We start from the raw sequence: 25048 nt of genomic DNA, 5'->3' as shown, positions 1-25048 counted from the left end.
CGCGCGGGTAAGCCCGAAGAGATTCCGTCGATCACAATAACACTGGAGATACCATGAAACTGCTGAAACAACTGACCGTCGTTGCCGCCCTGTCCTCGATCGCTTCGTACGCATCGGCTCTGACCCCGATCGCCGATGCCGAACTGTCCAAGGTCTCGGGCCGTGACGGTGTGTCGATCGCCGCTGACCTGCATGTGAACATCGGTTCGTTCGTCTACACGGATACCGATACCGCAGGCGGCTCGGTGAGCTTCAACAACATCAAGATCGCCGGTGCCATCGCTGCAACCATCGACATCATCAACAACGCCACGTTCCAGGCCGACGCCAGCGCGGCATCGGGCGCATCGAGCGTCCTGGGCGTGACCGGCGGTGCCGGCCTGGCCGCCTTCATGCCGGCTGGCGACGTCGTCAAGATCGCCATCCCGCTGATCGACACCAACAAGAACCTGAGCATGTCGGTCGACTCGATCAAGATGGGCAACTCGACCGCTTCCTACGGTTCGTTCGCCGCCAACGACATCAAGCTGCAAGGCACCACCGTCTACATCTGGGCGCACTGAGCGGCCCGGGTTGGGTGATGGACGGCCCGCGGGCTTGCCCCGGGCCGTTTTTTCGAGCTCGTTTTCCCTCTGGTTCGACCATGCGCACCTTGCTCACCGCATCCATCGTCGCACTCTTGCTGTTGCCTTACGCGGCATGGGCCCAGATGCGCCCGATGTCCGACACCGAACTGTCCACAGTCAGCGGCCAGGGCCTGTTCGCGGTCAGTAACTCCAGCTACAGCGGTTTCGATTTCACGCGCATCAGCCTCGACGCCGACGTCACGCTGAACGCCAACCTCGCCAACATGCGCCTGGGTGAGTACACGTACGCGCCGCGCAACGGGTCCGGCGCCGACCTCGACATCGGCGCGCTGCAATTCGGCCGCACCGACGCGTCGGCGGCACAGCGGCTCGTGCAGATCACGAATCCCTATTTCGAATTCGTCTACAAAAACACCGCCGCGGGCAGCGGCAGCCAGCGCGAGATCGTCGGCATGCGCCTCGGCTTCGACGGCATCTCCGGCGACATCGGCATGAAGATCGCCACGCTGTCCGGCGCCATGCGCATCGACGCGGGCGCCGCCGGCATCGTCGACAGCATGAACGACGCCGGCGGCGGCAAGCGCTGGGACGGCACGTGCGCGGGCTGCACACCGCTCGCCAACGTGGGCGGCGTCACGGCGGGCGATGCGAACGGTCCGAGCCGCGATTTCTGGATCGCGATCCTCAAGCAGCCCGTGACATTCCAGGCCGCGGCCGGCATGCCCGCGCTGACCGAGGCGCAGGCCGGCATCTGGTTGAACTGGCGCGACAAGCTGACCGCGCTGAACCTCACCGGCACCGTGCCGGTCAATAACGCGGCGGGGCATTGATGCGCGCCGTCGCCGCCGCCATCCTGTTGTCCGCGCCGGCGCTGGCCGCCGCGCTCGAACCGCTGCCGGACAGCGCGCTCGCCAAGGTGGCGGGGCGCGACGGCATGAGTTTCAACCTCTCGAATTTCGCCATGAGCGGCAACGCCGAGCTGCGCTACTACGCGCCCGGCGGCGGCAGCCTCGGCGTCGGCAACCTGGCCGCATCGCGTTCCGACAACACGGACGCGCCGTTCGCCGATCCGTACCGCCTCGACATCAGCGCGGCCGGCCAGGGCCGCGCCGACATCATCAACATCGCCTTTCCCGAGAACGCGGCCGGCCGCGAAGTCTGGCAGGTCGCCTACGACTTCGGCGTGAACGCCGGCGGCTTCGACGTCAGGAACGGCAGCGTGATCCTCAAGGATCTCGTGTTCTACGGCGGCGGCCTGCAGTGGTCGACGCCGGCCGTGGGCGACGGCCTCGCGTTCGGCCTCGCCACGCGCATCGAGCTCGGGAGCCTGACGCTCGCGCCGAATGGCCGCGCGGCGACGGGCGAGGCGATGGTGCTGTCGAACGTGAAGATCGGCGCGGCGACGGCGGACGGCTCCGCGCCCACGTCGCCGTGGCGCATCGCCGACGTGACGAGCCAGGCCGGCATCTTCAACGCGCGCACGGATGCGGCAGGTAATTCGAGCCTGCACATCGGCGTCAACTGGCCCGATGCGGGGCAGGCGGCACCGAGCGGCACGCTGCAGATCGGGAACATCGGCTTCCGCAGCGACGCGGGGGCGAACATGGACCTGGGCAGCTCGCGCATCGGCGCGATCCAGTTGCAGTACCTCGACGTCAAGTTCCGCCAGTGAGCGCGCGCCTTCTCGCCCTCCTGTTGCTCCTTGTGGCGCGGTGTGCGCTGGCAGGGCCGCAGCCGCTGGCGGATGAAGAATTGGCGCAGGTACGCGGCGCCGACGGCGTCAGCTTCGCGGTGCGTTTGCAACTGAACCGACCGGGCGACGGTACGACGGGCGACAGCCGTCTCACCATCGGCCAGACGGTCGACGGCCGCACGACGTACACGGTCCTGAAAAACATCGGCGGCGTGATCCAGATGGTGGGGCTGAACATCAGCCCGCAGGCGGCCGCGGACGGCACGAACTACCTGGCAATCACGCTGCCGGCGTGGACGAAGTTCACGGACACCGGCTTCGATTCGCTCAGCGTGCAGGCCGACCCGCGCGGGCCCGTCACGCAGAGCCTGGGGCAGGTCACCCTGAACGGCGAACTGCAGATGCAGGGCCAGCTGCGCCTGTGGTCCCATTGACGGCCGCTTGTCCGTGGGCGTTCAGCCGGTCCTGCTGGAACTCGCCGGGCGCCTTGCCGAACCAGCGCAGGCAGGCGCGGTGGAAGGCGCTGGGGTCGGCGAAGCCCAGCTTGTAGCTGAGGTTCTTGACGCTGATGCGGTCGCTGCCCAGGTATTGTTGCGCGATCGTGCGGCGCACCTCGTCGACGAGCGTGGAAAAGTCGGTGCCTTCGTCCGCAAGACGGCGCTGCAGGGTGCGCTCGCTGATCGCGAGGCGCCGCGCGACGGCATCGCGCAATGCGCCGCCCTGGTCGATCATCGCCGGCAGCAACTCGCGCACGCGCGCGGACACGCTCGTGCGCTCGGCCTGCGCGAGGCGTTCGTCGAGCAGGCGGAACAGGCCTTCCGCCGCGAGCGGGTTCGCGGTCGGAATGGGCGCCGTGATGTCGGCATTGGCGAATTCGAGCGCGTTGGCGGGCGCGCCGAAACGCACGGGGCAGCCGAACTGGCGCATGTATGGCGCCGTGTCGAGCGGGGCCGGATACGCGTATTCGACGAGGGCCGGCTTCAGGTCCGGCCGTGCACCGACGAAGCGCAACGTCGCCAGCAGCAGGTTCCAGGTGAAGTCGTAGCGCGCCTGCGGCACGGCGCGCGCGCCGCCGACGAGGTTCAGGCCCACGCGCACGCGGTCCGCCTTCGGCTCGATGGTGGCGCGCACGACGGGCGACACGAGCGGCATGTAGCGCGTCAGGCTGTCCGCGGCCTGGCGCAGGGTGGGCGAGGCGAGCATTAAATGGCCCAGTACGCCGAGCCAGCTGAGCGGGTCGGGGGCGAACACGCGAAAGCCGACGAGGGCATCGCCGCTGGCCGCCGCGAGGCTTTCCCACAGAATGCTGAACTGGTCGGACAACGCGAGCAGGTCGGCCGCGCGCTGTCCCTGCGCGCCGTGCTCGAACCATTCGAGGCCGGCCCTGGCGAACAGGGCGTCGACGTCGATGCCCTCGGCGCCGAGGCAGGCCTTGATGCGTTGTACCACGTCCGTGGCGGACAGGTACTTCACGCTGGCGACCGCGTACGTGCGGACGCGTCCTGCGCTGGTCTCATGCTTGGTCTCCTGACTCATTGATTGAGTGGCCACGGGTTCTTGTGCCCGGGTGTGTTTTTTATTATGTGTGCATGCGAAATCGCAACGCTTCGGAAAATGATCCCGTCTTTATCAAAAAACGATCATTTTCGACAGGCAAGATTTTCAATTTGATGCAACGCAAACCTGGCGTTGCCGGCGCGGGTCAGGACCGTGCCTGCTGGCGTGCCCGAGCGGGCGTGATGCCATACGCGGCCGCGAAACAGGCCGTCATGTGACTCTGGCTGTTGAACCCGCATTGCGCCGCAACACGGGCGATCGAGAAGCTGGTCCGGGTCAGTAATTCATGCACCCGTTCGAGGCGTAAACGCAACACATAGCGGTGCGGCGTCATCCCCATCGCTTCCTGGAAGATGCGGCGGAAGTGCGATTCCGACACACCCGCGCGCTCGGCCAGTTCGGCATTGGACAGCTCGCTCGACAGGTTCTGGCCGATCCATTCCAGCACGCCCTGCAGGCGGCCCAGCTGGAGGGCGTCCGGGGGAAGGTGGCGGCCCGTCTTGCCTTCCAGCACGCGGCACGCCTGCTCGATCATCAGGGAACAGGCCCGCTCCACGAAGCCCGTGTTCGGCGTGCTGGTGCGGGACACTTCCGCCAGCAGCTGCTGGGCGGCCGCATGCACGAGCGGGTCGGAGAACATGGGCGACTTGGCGCGCGCGGCGAGCAGGCGCTGCAGGTGGCGCACCATCTCGTGCTCCGGGTCGAGGAAGTGGAACATCGCCATGTCGATCGCGCCGAAGAACGACCAGCGGCTCGCGAAGCCGGGCTGGAACACGGTCGCGGCGCCGGCCAGGAAATCGAACGAGCGGCCCGGACTGCGCCCGGCCGTGGCGCGCGCGCCGCCGAGGTGGCAGGCCAGCACCATCGAATCGAGCGGCGGGACTTCGCAGCCGCCCAGCTGGAAGATGTAGCGCTCCGCGCGCAGCGGCACGCCGCCGATCTCCACGCTGGTGACCGGCTCGCCCAATGCATTGCTGATCCTGTCCCAAGTGTGCACGGTGCCTCAATGAATGAGCGGTTTTTTATAAAAACGATAGCGTTTTATAACATCCGTCAGCCGTGGCTGCATCCAAAATATAGAAAAAGTGCAATAAACGTGGCCAAAACACCACGTTGGGATGCATGAAAAATCCGCCATCCGGGCGCCATGAACGCGCACGGAGCCGGGCCACAAGGGGCCGCATGAAGCGCCCCAGGGAGACATCATGTACACATTCCTGCTGGGGATCCTCGCGGTCCTCGTGGGCGGCGGCGGCGTGCTTGCCAGGCACGACGTGCAGGACCGTCCGCTCGACCATTTCGACCTGCCGACGACCATGTCCGTGGCCGCGGCCGGCATTCCGAACGTGGCGATGGAGCCGTTCTCCGAGCTCAAGTACAAGAACATCGTCCACCAGGCCTACGACTACAGCTGCGGCTCCGCGGCGCTCGTCACGATCCTCAAGTACCACCTGGGCATCGACGTCACCGAACAGCAGTCGATGGAAGGGATGATGGCCTTCGGCGAGAAGGACAAGATCATCGAGCGGCGCGGCTTTTCCCTGCTCGACATGAAGCGCTATCTCGCCTCGATCGACGTGCAGAGCGCGGGCTTCCACGCCGAGATGGCGGACCTGCTCACGCTCGATGCGCCGGGCATCGTGCCGATCGACTACGCCGGCTTCAAGCACTTCGTCGTGCTGCGCGGCGTGCGCGGGGGCCTCGTGTTCCTGGCCGACCCGTCGGCCGGCAACATCACGTTCTCGGTCGAGGAATTCGCCACGCTGTGGGACCGCAACACGCTGTTCATCGCCTACCCGCCGAAGAACCATCCGCCCGCGTTGAAGCTCGCGCTGGCCGACGACGAACTGGGCGTGGTCGACATGGACCGCATCCGCGACCGCGGCCTGCAGCGCCCCATCGACACGCAGGTGGCGAACGAGCGCCTGCTGAACGGTTTCGGCGGCATCTCGATCCGCAAACACTAGACCCACCACGAAGGACCACCATGAAGATTTCCACCATTTTGGCGTCGGCGTCGGCGCCGGCGCTGGCTTGCACCCTCCTGCTCGCCCAGGTGCCGGCGCAGGCCCAGGACACGGCGACCTCGGAAGCCGTGCGCGACGCGCTGGCGAAGAAGGAGGGCGATGCCGACAACACGACGCTGCTGAAGGAAACGCTGACCGCGGTGGACAAGCAGTACTCGCTGATCCGCAAGGGCAAGGTGCAGCTGAACTACGAGCTGGGCTACACCTACATCGGCCAGGAAAAGATCAACACCGACCTGTCGTCCGGCACCGCCACGCTGTTCTCGATCGAGAACACGAACTCGCACACGATCACCAACACGATCATGGCGGACTACGGCGTGCGCAACAACCTGACCGCCAACGCCACGCTGCCCCTGATCAGCCGCTATTCGGATTCCGGCGGTTTCTCGGGCGTCTCGCACACGATCGGCGACGTGGGCCTGGGCGTGCGCTGGCAGCCGCAGGAGGTCAAGCGCGACGAGGTCGCGTACACGCTCACGGGCAACGTGCGCCTCGCCACGGGCACCAGCCCGTACAAGGTCGACGTGCAGAAGGGCGTGGCCACCGGCTCCGGCGTCAACACCTTCAACATCGGCGCCAACATGACGCGCATCGTCGATCCGGTCGCGCTGTTCGGCTCCTTCAACGTGGGCTACAGCCTCGCCGCGAAACACCTGAGCCAGCAGATGTACGGTGCCACGCTGCGCGAAGTGAAGCCGGGTGCCAGCTTCGGCTTCGGCCTCGGTTTCGCGTACGCGCTGTCGTACAAGATCACGACGTCGTTCTCGTTCCAGGAATCGATCCAGGCCCGCTCCACGCTCACCTTCGACAATGGCAACAAGGCACAGACGCAGACGCAGAGCGCGGGCATCCTGGCGATCGGCGCGGGCTATCGCATGTCGCCCAAGACCACCGTCAACGTGACGGTCGGCGCGGGACTCACGGCGGCCGCGCCGAACCTGTCGCTCACCATGAGCCTGCCGTTGTCGCTGTGAGGCCGTGCCCATGAACGCCGCGCCGTCACCGATCGTTCTGCTCGCCGCGGCCGGCCTGGCCATGGCGCTGGCGCCGGTCGCCCATGCCGGCGTCACCGACAACCTCGTTACGAGCCCCACCGCGATGGCGATGGGGAATGCGGTGACGGCCGATCCGCCCGGGATCGAGTCGATCCACTTCAACCCGGCCGGCCTCGCGCGCCTGGAAGGCACGCATCACATCGATTCCGTGTTCGTGGCGACGATCCGCAACCCGAACCGGTTCGTGTCCGCGCCTGACCTCGACATCGGCGGCTTCAAGGACGATCCGATCAACGGCAAGTCGAGCGGCCCGGTGCGCCAGGCCCTCTACATTCCGTTCTACGGCGTCCCCAAGGCGCGCCTGCCGGGCGTGCTGGTGCCGAGCATGGGCATGTCGTACAACGCGCCCGGTTCGCGCTGGACGTTCGGCACGAACGTCTACCTGGCGGCCGCGATGAGTATCGACCGCACCAAGGACCCGGACGATCCCGCCCGCTTCGACGGCCGTCTCGTGCAGCTGCAGCGGCTCGTGTACCTGTCGCCGGCGGCCGCGTACAAGGTGTCGGACACGCTGAAGATCGGCATCTCGGTGCCGATCGCGTATTCCGCGTTCGCCATCAACACCGACTTCCGCGCGCCCAACAAGCTGCTCGGCACCGTCGGCCAGCTGCAGAAGGCCGTCTGCCCGGACGGCAACGGCACCGTGATCGACACGCTGACGTTCGGCCTGTGCGGCGGCGGTCCGGAAGGCATGGTCAACCCGTTCAAGCGCGCCGCGAACATCGACTTCGACCTGCGTGCGTCGTTCGACCCGACGGTCAACATCGGCGTGCTGTGGGAACCGAAAAAATGGTTCGCGCTGGGCCTCGTGTACCAGGGCGGCGCGCGCACGACCTACACCGGTTCGTACACGTTCCACAGCGACCCGATGCTGCGCAGCTTCGTGCGCGGCCTGAATTCGAGCCTGCTCGGACCGATCGTCGGCGCCGTCACCGGCATGCCGCAGGACATCCCCGAATACCAGTCGGGGAACATGACGGCGCAGATCCCGTTCCCGTGGCGCGTACAGGCCGGCATGAAGCTGATGCTGACGGATTACGTGCAGGTGAACGCGGACGTCAGCTACGCCGACTGGTCCCAGTGGAACGAGCTGACGTTCCAGTTCGACCGCAGCGTCAAGCTGCTCGAGATGGCGCGCCTGTTCGGCTATGCGAATTCGAGCCAGGCCACGTTCAAGATGGGTTTCAGGAGCGTCGTCAACTACAGCTTCGGTACGCAGCTGAACCTGACGAAGAAGCTCGCGCTGCGCTTCGGCTACGAGCCGCGCAAGAGCTCCATCCCGGGCAACCAGATGAGTCTTCTCGCGCCGCTGCCGGACACGAAGCTCAGGAGCGTCGGCCTGCGCTACCGCTTCGACGACGGCGGGGAACTCAACCTGACGGGCAGCTACATGAAGGGGACGTACGACATCCCCGCGCGCAGCGACTGCAATCTGAATTGCGACAATTTCTTCAACCTGATCTACAACCCTTACGCGGCCACCAACGTGTCCGGCAGCCTGATCGTGAAATACGCGGGCGCCTCGTACACGCGGCCGTTCTGACTGGAGACGACGATGTTGCGAACGATGTGGATGACGATGGCGCTCGGCGCGGGCGTGGGCCTGGCCGCGGGCGCGCACGCGGAGGGCATGACCGGCGTGTCCCCCGCCAAGCAGGCGCTCGTGCAGCGCGTGCTGGACAAGATGGGACTGGAATCCGTCGGCCTGCAGATGCTGCAGGCGCCGGTGGCCGACATGCTGCGGCAGTCGCGCGTGGTGGTGCAGAGCCGCGTCCCGGCCGACAAGCAGGACGCGACGATGAAGGACATCACGGCGGAGGCGACGACGTTCGTCGAACAGGAATCCGCAGGCCTGCGCACGAGCACGCGCGCGATCGTGCAGTCCAGCGTGGCGCCGCTGCTCGCGCAGAAGTTCAGCGAGGAGGAGCTGAAACAGCTGGCGGGCATCCTCGAATCGCCCGTGCTGGCGAAGTTCGAGAGCGTCGTGCCGGAGATGAAGAAGGCCGTCGGCGACAACGTGGCCAAGGCCAACGCGGCGCAGATCCAGCCGAAGATGACGGCGCTGCAGAACCGCGTGGGCCTGAAGCTGCGCGCGGCCGTCGGGCAGTGATGACCACACCATGAGGAGGCGGGGATGAGCGACTGGATGACACGCAGTACCAACAGGTCCCGGCTGGGCCAGATCCTGATCGAGAAGAAGCTGATCTCGCAGGACCAGCTGGACGCGGCAATCCGCGCGCAGGAACAGAGCGGACGCCGGCTGGGCGAGATCCTGGCCGACATGAAGCTGATCACGCAGGCGCAGGTGCGCGGCGCCGTGCGGCGCCAGCGCAGCCTGCGCATGGCGGCGGCGCTGGCGACTGCATTGCTCGGGCCTTTGCACGCCTACGCGGCGGTGGCGGCGCCGGCGGCCGTCTCCACGCGCCAGGGCGGCGAAAGCGGGCGCGAATTCGGCCGCGGCTTGCGTGCGCTGTCGGATGAGGAACTGGGCGAGGTGACGGCCCAGGGACGCAAGGAGGATCCACTGAGTGATGCGCTGCGCGACCAGGCCCGCCAGGCGGAACTGCGCCTGATCGCCATGGCGGCGCAGGGCGGCCAGCATGGGGTGCAGACCGCCGTGCAGCACGCGCTGCCGAACGACGGCGTGCGCGTGCTGGGCGAACTGGCGACGGTGTTCAATCCGCTCGCGCTGATGCTGTCGGCCGACACGACGGTGCGCGACGTCAGCTACGACCCGGGCAATTCGCACGCGACCGTGAACAAGGACGGCTCCATCACCTTGCGCCTGCCCAGCACGATCGGCGAGATCAGCTTCCGCAACATCCGCGTGGGCAGCCATCCGGGGCCGACGTTCGGCAGCATCGAGATCCACGACATCGATTTGCGGGGGACGACGATCAGCGTGAAGCCGCTGGGTCATTGACGTGCAAACGTCGCCCCCGCGCAGGCGGGGCGACGGTGGTTGTTAGCGGAGCCCGAGCAGCGCGAGCACGCGATCCCGGCTGACGCCGACGAGCGCCGACGTCAGGGCGATCAGCGACTCGTAGTCCGTGCTGGCGGCGACCTTGCCGAAGTCGTCGACCGCGATCGTCATGTCGGGCGGCGGCGTCGCGGCATCCGACACCTGGGCGCTGGCAGCCTGCAGGGCGGCGCTGGCGGCGGCCTGCGAACGGTGCACGCGTTCCAGCGCCTGCACGACTTCGCGCAGGCTCTGGCGCAGCGCGTCGGCATTGCCGGTCTCCGTGCCCACGTTCCACAGCTGGGGTGCCAGGTTCGCCGGCAGTTCTTCGGTGGTCACGCGGCCGCGGCCGCTCACGGCGATGCTGTCCTTGACGGACGACCAGTTCGATTCCGGCGTCGAGAACACGAGTTCCCCGTTCTCGTCCAGGCTCGCGTGCACGCCCATCGGGGCGAGGGCGCGGTCGAGGGCGCGGGCGACTTCCTGGTTCGACTGGTCCGGCTCGATGTTGACGCCCATCTGCGGGCCGCCGGCGCTGCCGACCGAGAACGAGATGTTCAGCGGCGCGCTCTGTTTGATGCTGGCGATGTCGAGACCGCGGATACGGAAGCGCTGCGTGGCCGGCTTCGTTGAATAATTCAGATTGTTGTCGACGCTGCCGCCGCCGGTCTTCTTGCGCTCGGCCAGCGTTTGCGCAAGCTGGCGCGCGTGGACTTCGAGCTGCAGGCGCGAACCGTTGCGGGTGCCGGCCAGCTTGGCCGTCAGCTCGCCCTTCAGCGTCTCGAGCTGGTTCGACACGCGTTCGAGGTAGTCGAGCGCCTGCTGGGCGCCCGCCACCTGGTCCTGCAGGCCGCTGGCGATCTTCGCCGCGCTGCCGTTGGCGCGCAGCGGCGCCGCGGATGCGCCGGAGGCCGCCGTCGTGGCGGCCGCCGTGTCGTCGACGGACCCGCTCGAGCGGGTCGGAACGAGGCGGGACGAGGCATTCGCCCGGGTGCCGAGTGTGCCGCCGGTTCCGCCGGCGGTCGTGGGTCGTAATGTGGTATCCATCGCCGTCAGAGCACCGAGAACAGGGACAGGGTGCCGATCTTGCTGTAGGCCTTGTAGCTGGCCTGGAGTGCCGTCTGGTAGCCGTTCAGCTCGATGGCCGCGGTACCGACGTCGAGCTGGCCGATGTCGAGGATCGCCGTCTGGTTCGACAGGCTGACGTTCTCGTGGTTGGCGTCGATCGTCTTGAGGACGTTCTGCTGGCCGCCGATGACGGCGACCTTGCCGGTAACGAGATTCAGCGCATCGTCGAAGCCGTCCAGGTTGGCCTTCAGGATGGTGCGCACGGCGGGGTCGTTGGCGTTGACCGTGCTGCCCGACAGCGTGCTGATCGTCTGGTCGAGCTGGTTCAGCAGTTTTTCCAGCCCGTTGACGTTCTGGTTCGCCACCTGGGTGATGCCATTGCCCACCACCACCAGCTGGTCATTCGTGTTACCCGTATAGCTGTAGCGCGAACCGAGCGGGGCGGATGCGTTGTAGGTGATCGGGGCCGTGCCGGTCTCGGTGCCGGAAAATACGTAGCGGCCTTCCTGGTCGACCGTGTTGGCCGAGTACATCAGGCTGTCGCGCAACGAGGTCAGCGGGCTGACCATGGCGTTCAAGTCCTGCGGGGTGTTCGAACCGTTCAGTGCCCACACGAGCAGGTCGCGGCCCGGGCCCATGTCGTTGACCATGTTCTGCAGGTAGCCTTCGTTCTTCGTGAGCCGTTCGTTGATCGCGGCGATGTTGTTGCGGTACTGCTTGATGCCGGCTTCTTCGCGCTTGAGGCGCGACAGGCGCACGCTGTCGACCGGATCGTCCGACGGCAGCTGGATGCGGTTGCCGTTGGCCATCTGCTGCGTCACGTAGGTGATGCTCTCCTGGTTCAGCTCGAGCGACTGGGTCATCATCGCCTGGTATTGACTGGTGGCGATACGCATGCTTTTCTCCTTTAGCCCATCATCTGCAAGGTGGCGTCGAACAGCGCGTTCGCGACGGACATCACCTTCATGTTGGCCTGGTACATGTTCTGGTATTCGACGAGATGCACGGCTTCCTCGTCCTGGTTCACGCCGCTCGTCGACTGCCAGTCCGCGACGGCCTGGTCGCGCATCGTCTGCGCGGTCTTGAGAGCACCCTTGTTCTGCTGGCTGTCGACGGCGAGGCGGCCGACGAGCTGGGTGTCGGCGTCGCTGATGAGCACCGTGCCGATCTTCGTCATCGTGATCGTCTGGCTCTTGATGGCGACCAGTTGTTGCAGGTTGCCGGTGTCGCCCGGCTTGCCGTCGCCGGAAAATGCGAGGTCGGACGTCTGGTAGCCGTCCGCCACCTCCAGCATGTTCGACGTGCTGCCCGGGTTGTACACGAACAGCGGCTTGCCGGCCGAGCCGTCCATCGCGTACCCGGCCTTGAGCTGGGTATTGACCTTGTCGGCGATCTGCTGCGCCATCTCGGCCACCCCTTGCTGCAGCGGCAGCAGCGTGTCCTGCTCATAGACCGACAGGCCGCCCAGCTGGCCGCCGGCCTTCGTCGTGTCGAGGTCGAACGTGGTGCCGGCGAACGTCAGGGTGAAGGTCTGCGCGGCGCCGCCGCTGACCGACAGCTTGCCGGCGACGCCGCCCAGGACCAGGGACTGGCCGGTCTTGAGCGACACGTTGCGGGTGCCGTCCGGCTGGTCGCTGACTTCCAGGCCCATCTGGCCCGCCAGGCTGTCGATGGCCTGGTCGCGCGCGTCGATCAGTGCCGACGGATTGCTGCCGGTGGCGTTGGCGTTCGCGATCTGGGCGTTCAGCGACGCGATCGACGCGATCGTCGTGTTGGCCGAGTCGACCAGCGCGCTGCGCTGCTGGCGCACCGATTGCAACTGGGCGTTGTAGACGTTGTTCATGCTGTTGAAGCGCTGGGCCAGCAGGCCGGCGGCGGTCACCACCTGCTGGCGCAGCGGGGTCGACGTCGGGTCGACGCCGGCCACCGAGTTCAATGCCGCGAAGAAGCCGTCGACGCCGCTCGACAGGCTGGCGGTGTCGTCGCCCATCACCTTTTCCAGCTGGGTCAGATAGGGCTGGGTCTGCGAATGCGCGCCCAGGTCCGACGCGCTGCGCCACATCTGCTGCGTCTTGTAGCTGTCGGAGAACCGCATCAGCTCGGTTACGCGCACGCCGTTGCCGGCCTGGCTCGAACCGGCCGCCGGCGCGACCGCGCTCAGCAGGGCCGACTGGCGGGTGTAACCCTTGGTCTGCAGGTTGGCGATGTTCTGGCTGCTGGCGGACAGGGCCAGTTGCGAAGCGACTGCTCCGGACAGGGCGTTGTTCAGGATGCTCATGGGGCGTAGCCTTCTTGTGCGTGATCAGTAATGACAGGCGACCGTTCAGCTCGTTTTATTAAGCGGCGCGGGCAAGATCTGCCGCAAAATCGCATCGGCGACGCCGAAGGCACGCTGTTGCGCCATGTTACCGGCCAACATGTTGTCCACCATGTCAGTCATGTCCTGGTTGACTTTGTCCTTCGTCGGGCTGTCGTCCGGCGCGATGGCGCGCGTGCTTTCGCGCATCTGGTGCAGCATGTGCGAGATGAAGAAGCTCTCGAATTCGACGGCGGCCTTGGTCGCCTTGGCAACGTAGGCCTTGTCCAGCGCGGCGGGCGCCACCTTCTCTTCGCCCGTGGCCTGGTCCGGCTGTTCCGGACCGATTGCGTTGACGTTGTTCAGCATCAGATCACCACCAGTTCGCCTTCGATCGCGCCGGCCTGGTCGAGGGCTTGCAGGATCGCCATGATGTCGTCGGGAGACGCGCCGAGGCTGTTGACCGTGTCGATGATGGTCTGCAGGCGGGCGCCGGCCGGCCAGTGGAACATCTGGCCCGAGCCCTGGTCGACGGACACCTTCGATTGCGGCGTGACCTGCGTCTGGCCTTTCGAGAACGGTCCCGGCTGGCTGACCGCCGAGCTTTCCGAGATCACGACCTTGAGCGAGCCGTGGGTCACGGCGGCCGATTTCACGCGCAGGCCGTCGGAAATCACGACGGTGCCCGTGCGCGAGTTGAACACGACGCGCGGCACTTCCTCGCCGGCTTCCACCGCCATGTTTTCCAGCTTGGCGACGAAGGCGACGCGTTCGGTCGGATTCGTCGGCGCCACGACCTCGACGCTGGTGCCGTCGGCGGTGGTCGCGACCTGGCCGAAGCGGCGGTTGATCGCGTTCACGACATTGGTCGCGGTGTCGAAGTTCGGGTGCCGCAGGCGCAGCAGCACGGCCGGGCGGGTGGCGAAATCGGTCGCGATCTCGCGCTCGATCATCGCGCCGTTCGGGATGCGGCCGCTGGTCGGCGTGTTGACCGTCACCGACGAGCCGCTCTTGCCGGCCGCCGACAGGCCGCCGACGACGAGGTTGCCCTGGGCCAGCGCATAGACGTCGTTGTCGGCCGCGCGCAGCTGGGTCAGCAGCAGGGTCCCGCCGCGCAGGCTTTTCGCGTCGCCCAGCGACGAGACGGTCACGTCGATCTGCTGCCCGCGGCGGTAGCCGGGCGGGAACACGGCCGAGACCATGACGGCGGCGACGTTCTTGTTCTTCGCTTCCTCGCCTTCCGGCAGTTTGACGCCGAACTGCTTGAGCATGTTGACGACCGACTGGCTCGAGTACTTCACCTGGGTGGAGTCGCCGCTGCCGTTCAGGCCGACGACGAGGCCGTAGCCCACGAGCGGGTTTTCGCGCACGCCTTCCACGCTGGCGAGGTTGCGCAGCGGCTGGGTGCGCGCGAGGATGGCCATGTCGGGACCGACGGACGCGGTCTTCACGGCGGGGGCGGCCAGGGCCGGCAGCGCCAGCACCGCGGCCAGGACCAGGGAAGCGAAACGTAAGGTGCGGGTCATGACGTCCTCAGAATGGCATGAACGGACCGGTGAAGAACCGGGTCAGCCAGCCGGGGGTATTGGCGTCGGCCAGGGAGCCCTGGCCGGAATAGGCGATGCGGGCATTGGCCACGCGCAGCGACGACACCTGGTTCTCGTTGTCGATGTCGGCGGCGCGCAGGTAACCCTTGATGCGCACGTATTCCTCGCCCTGGTTCAGCTGCAGGCGCTTTTCGCCGGCCACGCGCAGCAGGCCGTTCGGCAGCACTTCCTGCACGAGCACGGTGATCGCGCCGGTCAGGGCGTTCTGCTGGGTGCTGGTGGCGTCGCCGTTGAAGCTGCGGTCGCCGGCGATCTCGAGGCCGGTGCGGCCGAAGGTCTTGCCGAGCGCGCTGATCGGCGTCACGGAGGCGGAGGAACCCTTGCTGAAGCTGGTCCCGGCCTTCTTGCTGGCCTGGGTCGTTTCCTGCAGCAGGACGGTGACGACGTCGCCCACGCGGAACGCGCGCGCGTCCGAGGTCAGCGAGACGGTATCGGCGCTGAACACGCCGCCCCCGACGCCGGCGCGCGCCGCCTGCGCATTCGGCAGGGCGAGGGCGTCGTCCACGGGGGCAGGGTTGTTCAGGGGGACGCGCGAGGCGCATCCGGTCAGCACGAGGCTGGCCGCCATCCCGGCGGCGAGGGCGAAGCGTTTCATGGTCAGCGGGACGCCTGGGACAGGTATTGCAGCATGTTGTCGGCGGCCGACAACACCTTGGTGTTCATTTCATAGGTGCGCTGGGCGGCGATCATGTCGACCATCTCTTCGACGACCTGCACGTTCGACCCTTCCAGTGCGCCCTGCTTGATCTTGCCGAAGGCGCCGTCGCCGGCGCGGCCTTCGTTCGGCGTGCCGCTGGCGGTCGTTTCCTGGAACAGGTTGTCGCCCAGGGCCAGCAGGCCGGCCGGGTTGACGAAGGTCGTCAGCGTGAGCTGGCCCAGTTCCGTCGGGGCGATGTTGCCCGGAACGGTCGCGCTGACCATGCCGTTCTCGCCGATCGTGATCGCGGTCGCGTTGTTCGGGACCGTGATCTGCGGCACCAGGGGCAGGCCCTGGGCGTTGACCAGCACGCCGTTCGAATCGACCTGCAGCTGGCCCGCGCGGGTGAAGGCCGGCTGGCCGTCCGGGCGGCGCACCTGCAGGAAGCCGTTGCCGTTGATGGCCACGTCGAGCGGCTGGCTCGTCGTCTGGATGCTGCCGTTGGTGAACACCTTCTGCGTGCCGACGATGTTCACGCCGTTGCCGAGCTGGACGCCGTTGCTGACCGTGTTGTCCGCCGTCTGGGCGCCCGGCTGCTTGTCGACCTGGTAGAACAGGTCTTCGAACACGACGCGGTCGCGCTTGAAGCCGACCGTGTTCACGTTGGCCAGGTTGTTGGCGATGGCTTGCAGTTTCGCATCCTGCGCCTGCACACCGGTCTTGCTGATCCACATTGCTGGATTCATGGTTTCTCTCTCTTCTGATTCGGTTGGGGACGCGCGTTCAGCCTGCGATCAATTTGTTGCCGACTTCGTTCATGCTGTCGCCGGCCTTGAACAGGCGCATCTGCACCTCGAAGCTGCGGTTCAGGCTCATGGTGGCGACCATTTCCTCGACGGCCGAGACATTGCTGCCTTCGAGCGCGCCCGGGCGGACCTTGACGTCCGGATCGGCCGGCAGCTGGGCGCCGTCGCGCGTCACGATCAGGCCCGCCTCGTTCTTCGTCAATTCGGCGCCGGTGGCGTTCACGAGGCGCAGCTTGTCGACGACCTGCATCTGCGTGGCGCCTTCGGTCAGCACGGAAATCGTGCCGTCCTTGCCGATTTCGACCGCGGTGTGCGGGGGCAGGACGATGGGGCCGCCTTCGCCCATCAGCGCATGGCCGTGGACCGACAGCGCGCCGTCGGGACCGATGTCGATCTCGCCGGAGCGGGTATAGGCTTCATTGTCGCCATACTGCACGGCGAGATAGCCCTGGCCGCCGATCGCGACGTCGAGCGGACGGCCCGTTTCGCGGACCGTGCCGGCCCGGGTCGAGACCATGTCGGCCTGCATCGACGACATATGCCGGTCGTCGTAGCCGAAACCGCCCAGCTGCTGGTTGGTCGCCACTTCCATGCTGGCCCGGAAGCCCGCGGTGTCCAGGTTCGCCAGGTTGTTGGCGTGGACCTGTTGGGCGCGCATCAGGCGCTCGGCGCCGGAAACGGCGGTGAAGATCAGTTTATCCATGGGGCGTCAGTCTTACAGGGCCTGCATCAGGGCCTGCATCATCTGGTTCTCGGTGGTCAGGACCTTCGAGTTGGCCTGGTAGTTGCGCTGCGACGTCATCAGGCCGACGAGTTCCGACGTGATGTCGACGTTCGAGCCTTCCAGCGCACCGGTCGCCAGCTTGCCGGCCAGGCCCACGCCGGGGGAGCTGTACAGGGCGGCGCCCGACGCGGAGTTGGCCACCCAGCTGGTATCGCTGATGGACGACAGCGCGCCTTCGTTGGCGAAGGTGGCGACGGCGACGGTGCCGACCACCTGCGACTGGTCGTTGCTGTACTTGGCCACGAGCGAGCCGTCGGCCGCCATTTCCACGCCCACGAACGTACCCGACGCGTAGCCGTTGCTGCGGTTGGTGGTCGTGGTGGCTTCGCCGGCGAAACGGGTCGTGCCCGTGTAGTCGATGGTGACGTTGCCGGCCGCGGCGCCGCCTGCCGCCGTGATGGCGACCGAGTTGCCGGTCGTGGTCTTCAGCGCGCCGGTGGCGTCGAACGTCAGCACGGCGGGCGTCGTGCCCGGCGTGGCGCCGTCCAGCGAATAGAACGCGTTGACGGTGTTGGCGTCCTTCTTGACGAAGTATTGCGACAGGGTGTGCTGCGTGCCCAGCGAGTCGTACACGATCGACTGCTTGACCATGTTGTACGAGGTGTTCTTGGCCGGGTCGAACGGGGTGACGGTCGGTACGGTCCAGTCGGCCGACAGGTTGCCGGTGTAGGCGATGCCGGTCGTCGCGACGGCCGGGATCTGGCCGGTCGGGATCTGCACGTCGCCCATCGCGCCCAGCGTGCCGTTCTTGGACGGACCGTAGCCCTGTACCTTGTTGCCGTTGCTGTCGATCAGCATGCCGGTCGAGTCGGTCGAGAAGATGCCCACGCGCGAATACTGCGTCGTGCCCTGGGCGTTGACGCTGACGAAGAAGCCGCGGCCGTCGATGGCGGCGTCGAGGCCGCGGCCGGTGGTCTGGGTGCTGCCGTTCTGGCTGATGTTCTGCGTGACCGAACCGATCTCCACGCCGTTGGGGCGGCTGCCGGCCATGACGGACGCGAAGTTGGCGCGGCTGCCCTTGAAGCCGTAGGTGGCCGCGTTGGCGATGTTGTTCGAAACGGTGTTCAGTTGCTCGTTGATGGCCTGGATGCCGGACAGTGCGATGTCGAAGCTCATGTCGATTCCTTAAATGCGTTGCGGTAGAGGGTGGGCGCCGTTCAGGAGCCCGTCTTGCCGTTGAAACCCGTGACGGCCGAGGGATCCACCTCGCCGATGTTGGCCACCTGGAGCACGACGCTGGTGCCGTTCACGCGCACGCTGTTCAGGCGCGCCGCCACTTCGATCGTCGGGGCGCTGCCGTCCGATGGCTTGGCCTGGATCTTGTACGTGCCGGGCGCCAGGCCAAGGGCGTCCGGATCGATCGTGAACGACTGGGCGCCGGAACCCGGGCCCAGGTCGATCGCATGCTGCTGGCCGTCGCCACCGGTCAGGACCAGGCTCGTGCCGGCCGAGAGACCGTTCAGTTGTACGGTGCCGTTCACCTTGCTGCCGTCGAGCCTGACGGTGTCCGTCGCGACCGTGACCTCGGAACCCACCTGGCCGCCCATCGCGAGCGTCTGCAGGCTTTGCAGGACGGATGCGCTGGCGGTCGTCGTCTGCGACAGGTTCTGCAATGCCTCGGTCTGCGACAGCTGCGACAGCTGGTTGACGTACTGGGTCGGATCCTGCGGCGACAGCGGGTCCTGGTTCTGGATCTGCGCCACCAGCAGCTTGGTGAACATGTCCTTGTTGGCGTCGGTCGGCGCCTGCGTCGCGATCTTGTTGCTGCCCGTATTCGACGTGCTGCCGAACTGGGTGTTGGTGGCGTGATTGGTGGTCACCATGTTCAGGATTCTCCCAGCTTGAGCAGCGACTGCTGCATGGATTTGATGCGTCCGAGGACTTCGACGTTGGTTTCGAAGGCGCGGCTGGCGGACATCATGTCGGCCATCTCGGACACTTCGTTGACATTCGTGTAATAGACCATGCCGTCGGCATCGGCCTTCGGGTTGCCCGGTTCGTGCACGCGGCGCAGCGGCTCGGCGCTCTCGACCACGTCGAGCACCTGCACGCCCGCGCTGGCGTTGTTACCCATGACGGCCGCGAAGACCGGCTTGCGGGCGCGGTACGCTTCCGCTTCGGAGCCGGCCGCGACGTCGGCGTTGGCCAGGTTGCTGGCAATCGTGTTCAGGCGCACCGACTGCGCCGCCATCGCCGAACCGGCGATCTGGGAAATGTCCTTGAAGCCCATTGTTGACCTGTTATTGACCGTTGATGGCTTTTGCCAGACCGCGCAACTGCATGTTGATGAAGGTGAGGCTGGTATTGAAATCGGAAGAGTTCTGGCCGAACGCGGCCTGCTCGACGCCGATCTCGACGGTGTTGCCGTCGGCGCTCGGGTGGTAGGGCACGCGGTACAGGGGCTGGTCGTCGCTCAGGCTGAGTTCGCCGTTCTCGGTGTCGATACGATCCTGCAACATGGCGCCAAAGTCGATGTCACGGGCGGTGTAGCCGGGCGTGCTCTCGTTGGCAATGTTCGCCGCCAGCACCTTGGTGCGCTCGGCGCGCAGTTCCAGCGCGTCGGCATGCACACCCAGTGCATCTTTGAAATTAATCGTCATGTCGGGAACTCCTGTCGGTTGAACTTCGGATGATTGGTTAGAATCAGATTTTTTCCGCAGCCACTATTCTCTAATGATTGCTTTCTGTAAGGCAACCCTTGCCGCTTCATCACTGATGCTGTTTTCTGCGTTCGCGCAAGCGGCGACGCCGTCGATTCCTATGCAAATCGAGCAATCGGCCCGTGCCGAACTGGAAAGACAGATGGCCGCGTCCGGCCTGACCGAACCGCAATTCGAGATTGCCGTCGTGACCGCGCGGCCGGCGCCGCCGTGCAGCCAGCAAGTGGCCGTGGAACCGCTCGATACCCGCTTTCCCCAGAGGATGCGCTTCGTGGCGCGCTGTCCGGACACGCCCGGATGGCGGTACGAGTACGTCGTCCGCGCGCGCGTGACGGCCATGGTCGCGATCGCGGCAGCGCCGGTGGCGGCCAACGAAGCGTTGACGGACACACAAGTTACGATCGAGCGGCGTGATATTTCCAACATTGCCGATCCGATCAGTAATCCAGCCGATGCGGTCGGACAAATGTCTCGTCGCATGTTGCGTCCAGGAGACATTTTGCGCAGCGGCCAGCTCAGCAGCCCCGTCCTGGTGAAGCGCGGGGATGCCGTCATGATGATCGCGCGGCGCGAAGGCATCGAAGTCAGCATGGCCGGAGAAGCACTGGATGCGGGCGGAAAGGGTGCCGTCGTGCGCGTACGCAACGCCGGCAGCGGGCAGGTCGTGCGCATGCGCGTCGCCGGACCCGGCACGGTTGAGCCGATCGACATGGCGATCAGCCGCTGATGTTCTGCAATTTGCCGGCCAGGCGCGACAGCTTGGCCGCATAGGCGGGATCGGTGGCATAGCCGCCCTTGGCAAGGCCGGCGGCAAAGGCCCGGGCGTCGGTGCCGGCGCCGAGTGCGCCGTGGAAGCGCGGGTTGTCGATCAGCATCTGCGCATAATCGCGGAAGGCGCTGGCCTGGTCCGGGTAGGCGCGGAACTTCGCGTTCGTCTTGATGGCGGCCCCGCCGACGTATTCGGTGGTGGCGGACTGCGCGACATCGCCTTTCCAGCTGGCGCCGGCCTTGATGCCGAACAGGTTATAGGATGAACTGCCGTCCGTATTGCGCAGCGGACGCTGGCCCCAGCCGGATTCCAGTGCGGCGTGCGCGGAGACGAGCTCCGGCGCCACGCCCAGCTTGTCGGCCGCTTCTTTCGCCCACGGCGCGATGCTTTCCAGGAAAGCCTGCTGGTCGGGCGACGCGTCGGTATCGCCGCCCATCAGGGCCGCCGTTGCGCCCTGGCTGCGTGCGGCCCACATGCGGCCCTCCGCGCTGAGCTGTGCGCTCGGCGCGAAATCGCCGCCGCCGTTCTGGATGAAGTCGGTGACTTCGCCCTGTACCTCGTTGAAGATGCCGCCGAATTTGCCGCCGCCGTTGCCGATGGGCGCGGTGGGCGCGGTGGCCGCGGTCGGGGTCAACGAGGGGATCGACGTCGTGAATTCAGCGTGGCGCATAGGTATCGTCTTCGCCGTGCAGCAGGCGTTGCATGATCGTAAATTGTTCAGCCATCAGGTTGCCGTTGCGCGTCGTCGCCTGCTTGCAGTCGCGCACGAGCGTCTCGAGCTGTTCCCAGTCGGCCTGGCCGCGCGTGCGCTGCGGCGCCGGCAGGCTGCCGAACAGGTCGTCCATCGTCGCTTGCTGGCCCAGCAGGGCGCGCACGAGCTGCACGCGCTGCTGGCGGCGCTGTTCCATCGCGTCCAGCTCCGGCGTGAGGGCTTCGGCCAGCAGCGCCAGCTCGGTGGCGCGGTGGCGCATGGCGGCCTGGAATTGACGTTCCAGCAGGTCACGGATCGTGCCGCAGGCGGTCATGTCGGCCTGGACACCGTCCAGCAGGCGCGCGACGGCCTGGTCGCGGGTCATGCGGCTCATGGGGTCAAGCCTTGCTGCCGTGGAAGCGCTGGATCAGGCCGGCCAGGCGGCCCGCGTCGAACGGCAGTTCGCCCTTGGCCAGCGCGTCGCGCAGCTCGGCCACGCGGGCGGCGTCGAAGTCGGGCAGGGCGCCAAGCGCTTTCTGGGCCGGCTGCAGCACGGCGGATTCGAGGGCGTCGTTGCCCGCCGGGGCGGCAACCGGGGCGGCCGCCGGCGCGGCGGCGGCGCCGCCCGCCTGCGGGGTGATCGACACGGAAGGTGAAGAGGCGCTGGAAATCTTCATGCGTGGTCCTCGGGTTTTCGATTGAATCGTCATGGTTTCTTTACCATCTGGCTGCGCAGGTCCTTCAGCGCCGGATCGTCCGTTTTGGACGTGGACGCGTCGGAGGTCAGGGCTTCGGTATCCGCCGGGGTGCCGAACATGGTCTTGATGGCAGCCGCTTGCTTGCTGGTCAGGATTAACAATTCGATACGGCGGTTGGTCGAGGCATCCGGATGGGCCGCGTCGATCGGGGCGCGGTCGGCCATGCCGACCAGTTGCAGGATGCTGTCGCTGCGCATGCCGCCGATGAGCAGTTCGGACCGCGCAGCCAGAGCGCGGTTGACCGACAGGCTCCAGTTGGAATAGCTGGTCGGTCCGGCCTTAGTGTACTGCAAGGAGTCCGTGTGGCCTACGATCAACATCTGATTTTCCATCTTTTCGAACAGCGGTGCCATCGCACGCAACAGTTTTGCGAATTTGGCGGTCGGCAGCGGGCTGCCGCGCACGAACATGCCCTGGCGGTCGGTGTCGTGCAACATCACGCGCAGGCCGTCCGGCGTGATCACGGCGGCAAGGTTCGATGCGAGGCCGGCGTCCACGCTCATCTGCTCGAGCCGGTGCGCCAGCGCGGCCAGTTCGGACGGCGATTCGTACTTCGTGCGGACCGTATCGGTATTCGCCTTGGCGCCCGCGGCCGGGCCTTCGGCGCCGCCGTTGCTCTTCGGGAGCTGGAAGCGTTCGATCAGGCTGCCGGCGGGGCTCGACTTGACTTCCGGCTTGCCGCCCGTGCCTTCGAGCAGGCCGCTGGCCGTGTTGTCGCGCACGATGTTCTTGGTTTGCTGGGCTTCGCGCGCGGCGATCAGCCACAGCACGAGGAACAGCGCCATCAGCGCCATGCAGAAGTCGGCGAACGCGACCTTCCACGCGCCGCCGTGTTCGTCGTCGTGATGCTTGCCGCCGCCACGCTTGACGATGGTCGCTTCGTGCTTGTCGGCGGCGGCTTTCTTGGTAGCTTGCACTTATCGCTCCAGATCAGGCCTTGCGCCTGGCGCCGGCGTCCTCGCCGTCGGCCATCGCGTTGATCCACGCTTCGAGCGTGGCGAAGCTGGGCTTGGTGTTCAGCTGGATCAGGCGGCGGCCCGCGTCGATCGCCAGCAGGGGCGGCTTGCCGGCGACGTGGGTGCACAGCACGACCTTCACGGTTTCCATGGTCGACGCTTCGGAATTGACCAGCTGTTTCATCATGCCGGAGATCGGATCGAGCACGCCATAGCAGAAGAAGATGCCGATGAACGTGCCGACCATCGCGGCGCCGACGTGTTCGGCGATCTCGGCGGTGTCGGCCCCTTCGCCGACCGAGTTCATCGTGATCACGATGCCCAGCACGGCGGCCAGGATGCCGAAGCCCGGCATGGCCTCGGCGATCTTGTGCAGCGATTTCGACGGCTGGGTCAGTTCGTCGTGGATGGCCTCGAGTTCCTGTTCGAGCACGCCTTCCAGTTCATGGGCGTTGATCTTGCCCATTGCCATCAGGCGGAAGTTGTCGACGATGAACGCCAGCAGCTTCGGTTCTTCGAGGATCCGCGGATAGCGCTGGAACATCGGGCTGTCCTTCGGCGCCTCGACGTGAGCGTCGAGCGCCTTCAGGCCGCCCGCGGCCGTCTGCAGCAGTTCGTACATCAGCAGCAGGAGCTGGCGCTGGAATTCGGAGTCGTGCTTGTGCTTGCTCGCGACCTTCTTGATCTGGGAAAACAGTTCGGCCAGCACGTGCTTGGGGTTGCCCAGCACGAGTGCGCCGACGGCGGCGCCACAGATGACGAGCATCTCGGTCGGTTGCCAGATGGCGAGGGCGCTGCCGCCCATCATGAGGTAGCCGCCGAACACGGCACCGAGCACGATGAGAATGCCAAGGATTTGCATGATTGTTATACCTTTCTTGTCTGGTCGTTCAGGCCTGGGCCAGCGCCGCTTTCATCTTGGCCAGCGCACTCTTGTTGAGCTGGCAGACGCGGGCGTCGGACAGGTCGAGCACGGCCGCGATTTCCTTGTAGCTGAGCTCGAATTCATAAATCATCTGGATCACACGCTGCTCGCGTTCGTTCAGGGCGCCCAGTGCCTGCTCCAGGCTGCGGCGCACCATGAACTGTTCTTCCGGACCGGGGGCGTTGTGGGCGCGCTCGGTCGCTTCCTGCAGCACGTCGTCGAAGCTGAGCAGCTCCTCGGCAACGTCATCCAGCAGGAACTGGCGCCAGTCTTCCTGGCTGACGCCGAGCGCGTCCGCCGCTTCCTTGTCGTTCGGCTCGCGGCCGAGCTTGCGGGTGAGGGCGCGCACGGCGTCGCGCATCTTGTGGCTGTCCTGGCGTACGGCGCGCGGGCGCCAGTCCTGGCGGCGCAGTTCGTCGAGGATCGCGCCGCGCACGCGCAGCGACGCGTAGCTGGCGAAGCCGGTGTCCGGGGTGCCGTAGCGGCGCAGCGCTTCGAGCAGGCCCATCAGCCCGATCTGCTCCATGTCTTCGCGTCCCATCGCGCCCGACACCTGCGACGTGAGCTGGCGCGCGATGCGCTTGACGAGCGGCGCATAGGCGACGAGATGTTTCTGCTCTTCGGCCGCGCTCATGGCCGCATGGATGGCGGCGTCGGCATATTCGCTGCTGGCGTAGCTGTCGGCGTAGTCGGTCATGTAACCCACGTTGTCCCCGATGGTTATTCGATGATCAGCTTGCCGATCATGACTTGCACGAACGGTTTTTCCGTGTGCTCGTGCTCATAATTGGCGTCGAAGGATTTGTTTAGTTCTTCCGCGTACTGTTCCACCGTCATGCCGGCCGCTTCCTTCATCGTGTAGGCCGACAGGGTACGCACCGCCAGGCTGCGCAGCAGCGGCAGGTTTTCCTTCGTTTCCTTTTCCTTCGCCGCTTCCGTCGACAAGACGAGGTCGGTCGACAGGTAGTGGGTGTCGGCGTCGTCCGGGCCGCGGCGCAGCATCACGATGACCTTGTCCAGCGTCACGTACTTGACCGGCTTGCCTTCCCTGGCCTTTTCCGCTTCCGCTCTTTTCGCCGCGCCGGCGGCTGCCGCGGGCTTGGGCATGAACCACCAGACCGCGCCACCCGCACCGGCCGCGCTCACGATCACGGCGCCGGCGATGGCAATAATCATTTTCATTTTGCTCATGTTGGTACTTGCGCCCGAA

General features: G+C 66.3%; 31 protein-coding genes. 10 read left to right on the top strand and 21 right to left on the bottom strand.

The window, feature by feature from the left end; translation table 11 throughout:
• Positions 1–53: 53 nt before the first annotated feature.
• From ACEN9H_RS23960 to ACEN9H_RS23945, 4 genes are all read left to right on the top strand, one after another.
• Positions 54–563, top strand: a complete 510-nt coding sequence (locus tag ACEN9H_RS23960; RefSeq protein WP_056123329.1) for a DUF6160 family protein — start codon at positions 54–56, stop codon at positions 561–563.
• 80 nt (positions 564–643) lie between these two features.
• Positions 644–1417: a hypothetical protein gene (locus ACEN9H_RS23955; protein WP_413672339.1), complete on the top strand. Its 774-nt coding sequence runs from the start codon at positions 644–646 to the stop codon at positions 1415–1417.
• A complete protein-coding gene (locus ACEN9H_RS23950) occupies positions 1417–2259 on the top strand; it encodes a hypothetical protein (RefSeq protein WP_413672338.1) in 843 nt (280 codons plus the stop codon). The genes ACEN9H_RS23955 and ACEN9H_RS23950 overlap by 1 nt, the downstream gene beginning before the upstream one ends.
• On the top strand, positions 2256–2714 hold the full coding sequence (locus tag ACEN9H_RS23945) for a hypothetical protein (protein ID WP_413672337.1): 459 nt from the start codon (positions 2256–2258) through the stop codon (positions 2712–2714). The genes ACEN9H_RS23950 and ACEN9H_RS23945 overlap by 4 nt, the downstream gene beginning before the upstream one ends.
• Here ACEN9H_RS23945 and ACEN9H_RS23940 read toward each other — a convergent pair.
• The gene (locus ACEN9H_RS23940; RefSeq protein ID WP_413672336.1) at positions 2659–3816 is read right to left on the bottom strand and encodes an AraC family transcriptional regulator; all 1158 of its coding nucleotides are present in this window, start codon (positions 3814–3816) and stop codon (positions 2659–2661) included. The genes ACEN9H_RS23945 and ACEN9H_RS23940 overlap by 56 nt on opposite strands.
• Before the next feature lie 166 nt (positions 3817–3982).
• A complete protein-coding gene (locus ACEN9H_RS23935) occupies positions 3983–4834 on the bottom strand; it encodes a helix-turn-helix domain-containing protein (protein ID WP_156403644.1) in 852 nt (283 codons plus the stop codon).
• Between the two features lie 208 nt (positions 4835–5042).
• On the opposite strand from ACEN9H_RS23935, the gene ACEN9H_RS23930 reads away from it, so the two are divergent.
• The 5 genes from ACEN9H_RS23930 to ACEN9H_RS23910 are packed head-to-tail and all read left to right on the top strand — an operon-like array spanning position 5043 to position 9845.
• Positions 5043–5804, top strand: coding sequence for a C39 family peptidase (locus ACEN9H_RS23930; RefSeq protein ID WP_413672335.1), 762 nt, complete (start codon positions 5043–5045; stop codon positions 5802–5804).
• Between the two features lie 20 nt (positions 5805–5824).
• The gene (locus tag ACEN9H_RS23925) at positions 5825–6841 is read left to right on the top strand and encodes a transporter (protein ID WP_413672334.1); all 1017 of its coding nucleotides are present in this window, start codon (positions 5825–5827) and stop codon (positions 6839–6841) included.
• A gap of 10 nt (positions 6842–6851) precedes the next feature.
• Positions 6852–8465, top strand: a complete 1614-nt coding sequence (locus ACEN9H_RS23920) for an OmpP1/FadL family transporter (RefSeq protein WP_056123354.1) — start codon at positions 6852–6854, stop codon at positions 8463–8465.
• A gap of 12 nt (positions 8466–8477) precedes the next feature.
• The gene (locus ACEN9H_RS23915) at positions 8478–9032 is read left to right on the top strand and encodes a DUF2059 domain-containing protein (RefSeq protein ID WP_156403643.1); all 555 of its coding nucleotides are present in this window, start codon (positions 8478–8480) and stop codon (positions 9030–9032) included.
• A 36-nt stretch (positions 9033–9068) separates the two neighbouring features.
• On the top strand, positions 9069–9845 hold the full coding sequence (locus ACEN9H_RS23910) for a hypothetical protein (RefSeq protein ID WP_413672333.1): 777 nt from the start codon (positions 9069–9071) through the stop codon (positions 9843–9845).
• A 42-nt stretch (positions 9846–9887) separates the two neighbouring features.
• Here the strand turns inward: ACEN9H_RS23910 and ACEN9H_RS23905 are convergent, their stop codons facing one another.
• From ACEN9H_RS23905 to flgB, 12 genes are read right to left on the bottom strand one after another with little or no spacing between them, the layout of a single operon-like run.
• Positions 9888–10928 (bottom strand): hypothetical protein, encoded by a 1041-nt coding sequence (locus ACEN9H_RS23905; protein WP_413672332.1) that lies wholly within the window; start codon positions 10926–10928, stop codon positions 9888–9890.
• A gap of 5 nt (positions 10929–10933) precedes the next feature.
• On the bottom strand, positions 10934–11845 hold the full coding sequence (flgL, locus tag ACEN9H_RS23900) for a flagellar hook-associated protein FlgL (protein ID WP_413672331.1): 912 nt from the start codon (positions 11843–11845) through the stop codon (positions 10934–10936).
• Between the two features lie 11 nt (positions 11846–11856).
• On the bottom strand, positions 11857–13227 hold the full coding sequence (gene flgK / locus ACEN9H_RS23895) for a flagellar hook-associated protein FlgK (protein ID WP_413672330.1): 1371 nt from the start codon (positions 13225–13227) through the stop codon (positions 11857–11859).
• Positions 13228–13272: 45 nt separating this feature from the next.
• Positions 13273–13614, bottom strand: coding sequence for a rod-binding protein (locus tag ACEN9H_RS23890; RefSeq protein WP_056123371.1), 342 nt, complete (start codon positions 13612–13614; stop codon positions 13273–13275).
• Positions 13614–14771, bottom strand: coding sequence for a flagellar basal body P-ring protein FlgI (locus ACEN9H_RS23885; RefSeq protein WP_413672329.1), 1158 nt, complete (start codon positions 14769–14771; stop codon positions 13614–13616). Before ACEN9H_RS23885 ends, ACEN9H_RS23890 begins: the two co-directional genes overlap by 1 nt.
• Positions 14772–14778: 7 nt before the next feature.
• The gene (flgH, locus tag ACEN9H_RS23880; protein WP_413672328.1) at positions 14779–15447 is read right to left on the bottom strand and encodes a flagellar basal body L-ring protein FlgH; all 669 of its coding nucleotides are present in this window, start codon (positions 15445–15447) and stop codon (positions 14779–14781) included.
• Positions 15448–15449: 2 nt separating this feature from the next.
• On the bottom strand, positions 15450–16235 hold the full coding sequence (flgG, locus tag ACEN9H_RS23875; protein WP_200948751.1) for a flagellar basal-body rod protein FlgG: 786 nt from the start codon (positions 16233–16235) through the stop codon (positions 15450–15452).
• A 37-nt stretch (positions 16236–16272) separates the two neighbouring features.
• On the bottom strand, positions 16273–16998 hold the full coding sequence (locus tag ACEN9H_RS23870; RefSeq protein ID WP_413672327.1) for a flagellar basal body rod protein FlgF: 726 nt from the start codon (positions 16996–16998) through the stop codon (positions 16273–16275).
• Positions 16999–17010: 12 nt separating this feature from the next.
• Positions 17011–18195 (bottom strand): flagellar hook protein FlgE, encoded by a 1185-nt coding sequence (locus ACEN9H_RS23865; protein ID WP_413672326.1) that lies wholly within the window; start codon positions 18193–18195, stop codon positions 17011–17013.
• Positions 18196–18236: 41 nt separating this feature from the next.
• The gene (locus tag ACEN9H_RS23860) at positions 18237–18902 is read right to left on the bottom strand and encodes a flagellar hook capping FlgD N-terminal domain-containing protein (protein ID WP_371768559.1); all 666 of its coding nucleotides are present in this window, start codon (positions 18900–18902) and stop codon (positions 18237–18239) included.
• Positions 18903–18904: 2 nt separating this feature from the next.
• Positions 18905–19309 carry a flagellar basal body rod protein FlgC gene (flgC, locus tag ACEN9H_RS23855; protein ID WP_036235094.1) on the bottom strand — a complete coding sequence of 135 codons (405 nt, stop codon included), beginning with the start codon at positions 19307–19309 and terminating at the stop codon, positions 18905–18907.
• A 10-nt stretch (positions 19310–19319) separates the two neighbouring features.
• Positions 19320–19679: a flagellar basal body rod protein FlgB gene (gene flgB, locus ACEN9H_RS23850; protein ID WP_056123393.1), complete on the bottom strand. Its 360-nt coding sequence runs from the start codon at positions 19677–19679 to the stop codon at positions 19320–19322.
• Between the two features lie 73 nt (positions 19680–19752).
• Between flgB and flgA the strand changes: the two genes are divergently transcribed.
• Positions 19753–20466 carry a flagellar basal body P-ring formation chaperone FlgA gene (gene flgA / locus ACEN9H_RS23845; RefSeq protein WP_413672325.1) on the top strand — a complete coding sequence of 238 codons (714 nt, stop codon included), beginning with the start codon at positions 19753–19755 and terminating at the stop codon, positions 20464–20466.
• Here flgA and ACEN9H_RS23840 read toward each other — a convergent pair.
• The 7 genes from ACEN9H_RS23840 to fliL are packed head-to-tail and all read right to left on the bottom strand — an operon-like array spanning position 20456 to position 25020.
• Positions 20456–21178 carry a glycoside hydrolase family 73 protein gene (locus tag ACEN9H_RS23840; protein ID WP_371763702.1) on the bottom strand — a complete coding sequence of 241 codons (723 nt, stop codon included), beginning with the start codon at positions 21176–21178 and terminating at the stop codon, positions 20456–20458. The genes flgA and ACEN9H_RS23840 overlap by 11 nt on opposite strands.
• A complete protein-coding gene (gene flgN, locus ACEN9H_RS23835) occupies positions 21165–21593 on the bottom strand; it encodes a flagellar export chaperone FlgN (protein WP_056123397.1) in 429 nt (142 codons plus the stop codon). The genes ACEN9H_RS23840 and flgN overlap by 14 nt, the downstream gene beginning before the upstream one ends.
• Before the next feature lie 4 nt (positions 21594–21597).
• A complete protein-coding gene (gene flgM / locus ACEN9H_RS23830; protein ID WP_413672324.1) occupies positions 21598–21876 on the bottom strand; it encodes a flagellar biosynthesis anti-sigma factor FlgM in 279 nt (92 codons plus the stop codon).
• A gap of 29 nt (positions 21877–21905) precedes the next feature.
• Complete coding sequence (locus tag ACEN9H_RS23825) at positions 21906–22874, bottom strand: flagellar motor protein MotB (protein ID WP_371768556.1); 969 nt, start codon at positions 22872–22874, stop codon at positions 21906–21908.
• Positions 22875–22887: 13 nt separating this feature from the next.
• Entirely contained in the window at positions 22888–23778 is an 891-nt protein-coding gene (gene motA / locus ACEN9H_RS23820) for a flagellar motor stator protein MotA (RefSeq protein ID WP_413675626.1), read from the bottom strand.
• Positions 23779–23803: 25 nt separating this feature from the next.
• Positions 23804–24535, bottom strand: a complete 732-nt coding sequence (locus ACEN9H_RS23815; protein WP_056123408.1) for a FliA/WhiG family RNA polymerase sigma factor — start codon at positions 24533–24535, stop codon at positions 23804–23806.
• Between the two features lie 23 nt (positions 24536–24558).
• A complete protein-coding gene (gene fliL / locus ACEN9H_RS23810) occupies positions 24559–25020 on the bottom strand; it encodes a flagellar basal body-associated protein FliL (RefSeq protein WP_371763705.1) in 462 nt (153 codons plus the stop codon).
• Positions 25021–25048 lie beyond the last annotated feature (28 nt).

Origin of the sequence: Massilia cellulosiltytica (genome assembly GCF_047325105.1) — a bacterium.
In the GTDB taxonomy this organism is placed as follows: Bacteria; Pseudomonadota; Gammaproteobacteria; order Burkholderiales; family Burkholderiaceae_D; genus Telluria; species Telluria orientalis.
Note: the sequence above shows the minus strand (reverse complement) of the source record. Positions and strands in the feature narration are given on the sequence as shown.

Coding starts and splice junctions, on each gene's coding strand:
- ACEN9H_RS23960 (WP_056123329.1), top strand. CDS start 54: ATGAAACTGCTGAAACAACTGACCGTCGTTGCCGCCCTGTCCTCGATC.
- ACEN9H_RS23915 (WP_156403643.1), top strand. CDS start 8,478: ATGTTGCGAACGATGTGGATGACGATGGCGCTCGGCGCGGGCGTGGGC.
- ACEN9H_RS23930 (WP_413672335.1), top strand. CDS start 5,043: ATGTACACATTCCTGCTGGGGATCCTCGCGGTCCTCGTGGGCGGCGGC.
- ACEN9H_RS23925 (WP_413672334.1), top strand. CDS start 5,825: ATGAAGATTTCCACCATTTTGGCGTCGGCGTCGGCGCCGGCGCTGGCT.
- ACEN9H_RS23885 (WP_413672329.1), bottom strand. CDS start 14,771: ATGACCCGCACCTTACGTTTCGCTTCCCTGGTCCTGGCCGCGGTGCTG.
- ACEN9H_RS23870 (WP_413672327.1), bottom strand. CDS start 16,998: ATGGATAAACTGATCTTCACCGCCGTTTCCGGCGCCGAGCGCCTGATG.
- ACEN9H_RS23910 (WP_413672333.1), top strand. CDS start 9,069: ATGACACGCAGTACCAACAGGTCCCGGCTGGGCCAGATCCTGATCGAG.
- flgM (WP_413672324.1), bottom strand. CDS start 21,876: ATGAAGATTTCCAGCGCCTCTTCACCTTCCGTGTCGATCACCCCGCAG.
- flgC (WP_036235094.1), bottom strand. CDS start 19,309: ATGGGCTTCAAGGACATTTCCCAGATCGCCGGTTCGGCGATGGCGGCG.
- ACEN9H_RS23920 (WP_056123354.1), top strand. CDS start 6,852: ATGAACGCCGCGCCGTCACCGATCGTTCTGCTCGCCGCGGCCGGCCTG.
- ACEN9H_RS23940 (WP_413672336.1), bottom strand. CDS start 3,816: ATGAGTCAGGAGACCAAGCATGAGACCAGCGCAGGACGCGTCCGCACG.
- fliL (WP_371763705.1), bottom strand. CDS start 25,020: ATGAAAATGATTATTGCCATCGCCGGCGCCGTGATCGTGAGCGCGGCC.
- flgL (WP_413672331.1), bottom strand. CDS start 11,845: ATGCGTATCGCCACCAGTCAATACCAGGCGATGATGACCCAGTCGCTC.
- ACEN9H_RS23890 (WP_056123371.1), bottom strand. CDS start 13,614: ATGCTGAACAACGTCAACGCAATCGGTCCGGAACAGCCGGACCAGGCC.
- ACEN9H_RS23865 (WP_413672326.1), bottom strand. CDS start 18,195: ATGAGCTTCGACATCGCACTGTCCGGCATCCAGGCCATCAACGAGCAA.
- flgK (WP_413672330.1), bottom strand. CDS start 13,227: ATGAGCATCCTGAACAACGCCCTGTCCGGAGCAGTCGCTTCGCAACTG.
- flgA (WP_413672325.1), top strand. CDS start 19,753: ATGATTGCTTTCTGTAAGGCAACCCTTGCCGCTTCATCACTGATGCTG.
- flgB (WP_056123393.1), bottom strand. CDS start 19,679: ATGACGATTAATTTCAAAGATGCACTGGGTGTGCATGCCGACGCGCTG.
- ACEN9H_RS23860 (WP_371768559.1), bottom strand. CDS start 18,902: ATGGTGACCACCAATCACGCCACCAACACCCAGTTCGGCAGCACGTCG.
- ACEN9H_RS23815 (WP_056123408.1), bottom strand. CDS start 24,535: ATGACCGACTACGCCGACAGCTACGCCAGCAGCGAATATGCCGACGCC.
- ACEN9H_RS23955 (WP_413672339.1), top strand. CDS start 644: ATGCGCACCTTGCTCACCGCATCCATCGTCGCACTCTTGCTGTTGCCT.
- flgH (WP_413672328.1), bottom strand. CDS start 15,447: ATGAAACGCTTCGCCCTCGCCGCCGGGATGGCGGCCAGCCTCGTGCTG.
- flgG (WP_200948751.1), bottom strand. CDS start 16,235: ATGAATCCAGCAATGTGGATCAGCAAGACCGGTGTGCAGGCGCAGGAT.
- ACEN9H_RS23905 (WP_413672332.1), bottom strand. CDS start 10,928: ATGGATACCACATTACGACCCACGACCGCCGGCGGAACCGGCGGCACA.
- ACEN9H_RS23950 (WP_413672338.1), top strand. CDS start 1,417: ATGCGCGCCGTCGCCGCCGCCATCCTGTTGTCCGCGCCGGCGCTGGCC.
- ACEN9H_RS23840 (WP_371763702.1), bottom strand. CDS start 21,178: ATGCGCCACGCTGAATTCACGACGTCGATCCCCTCGTTGACCCCGACC.
- flgN (WP_056123397.1), bottom strand. CDS start 21,593: ATGAGCCGCATGACCCGCGACCAGGCCGTCGCGCGCCTGCTGGACGGT.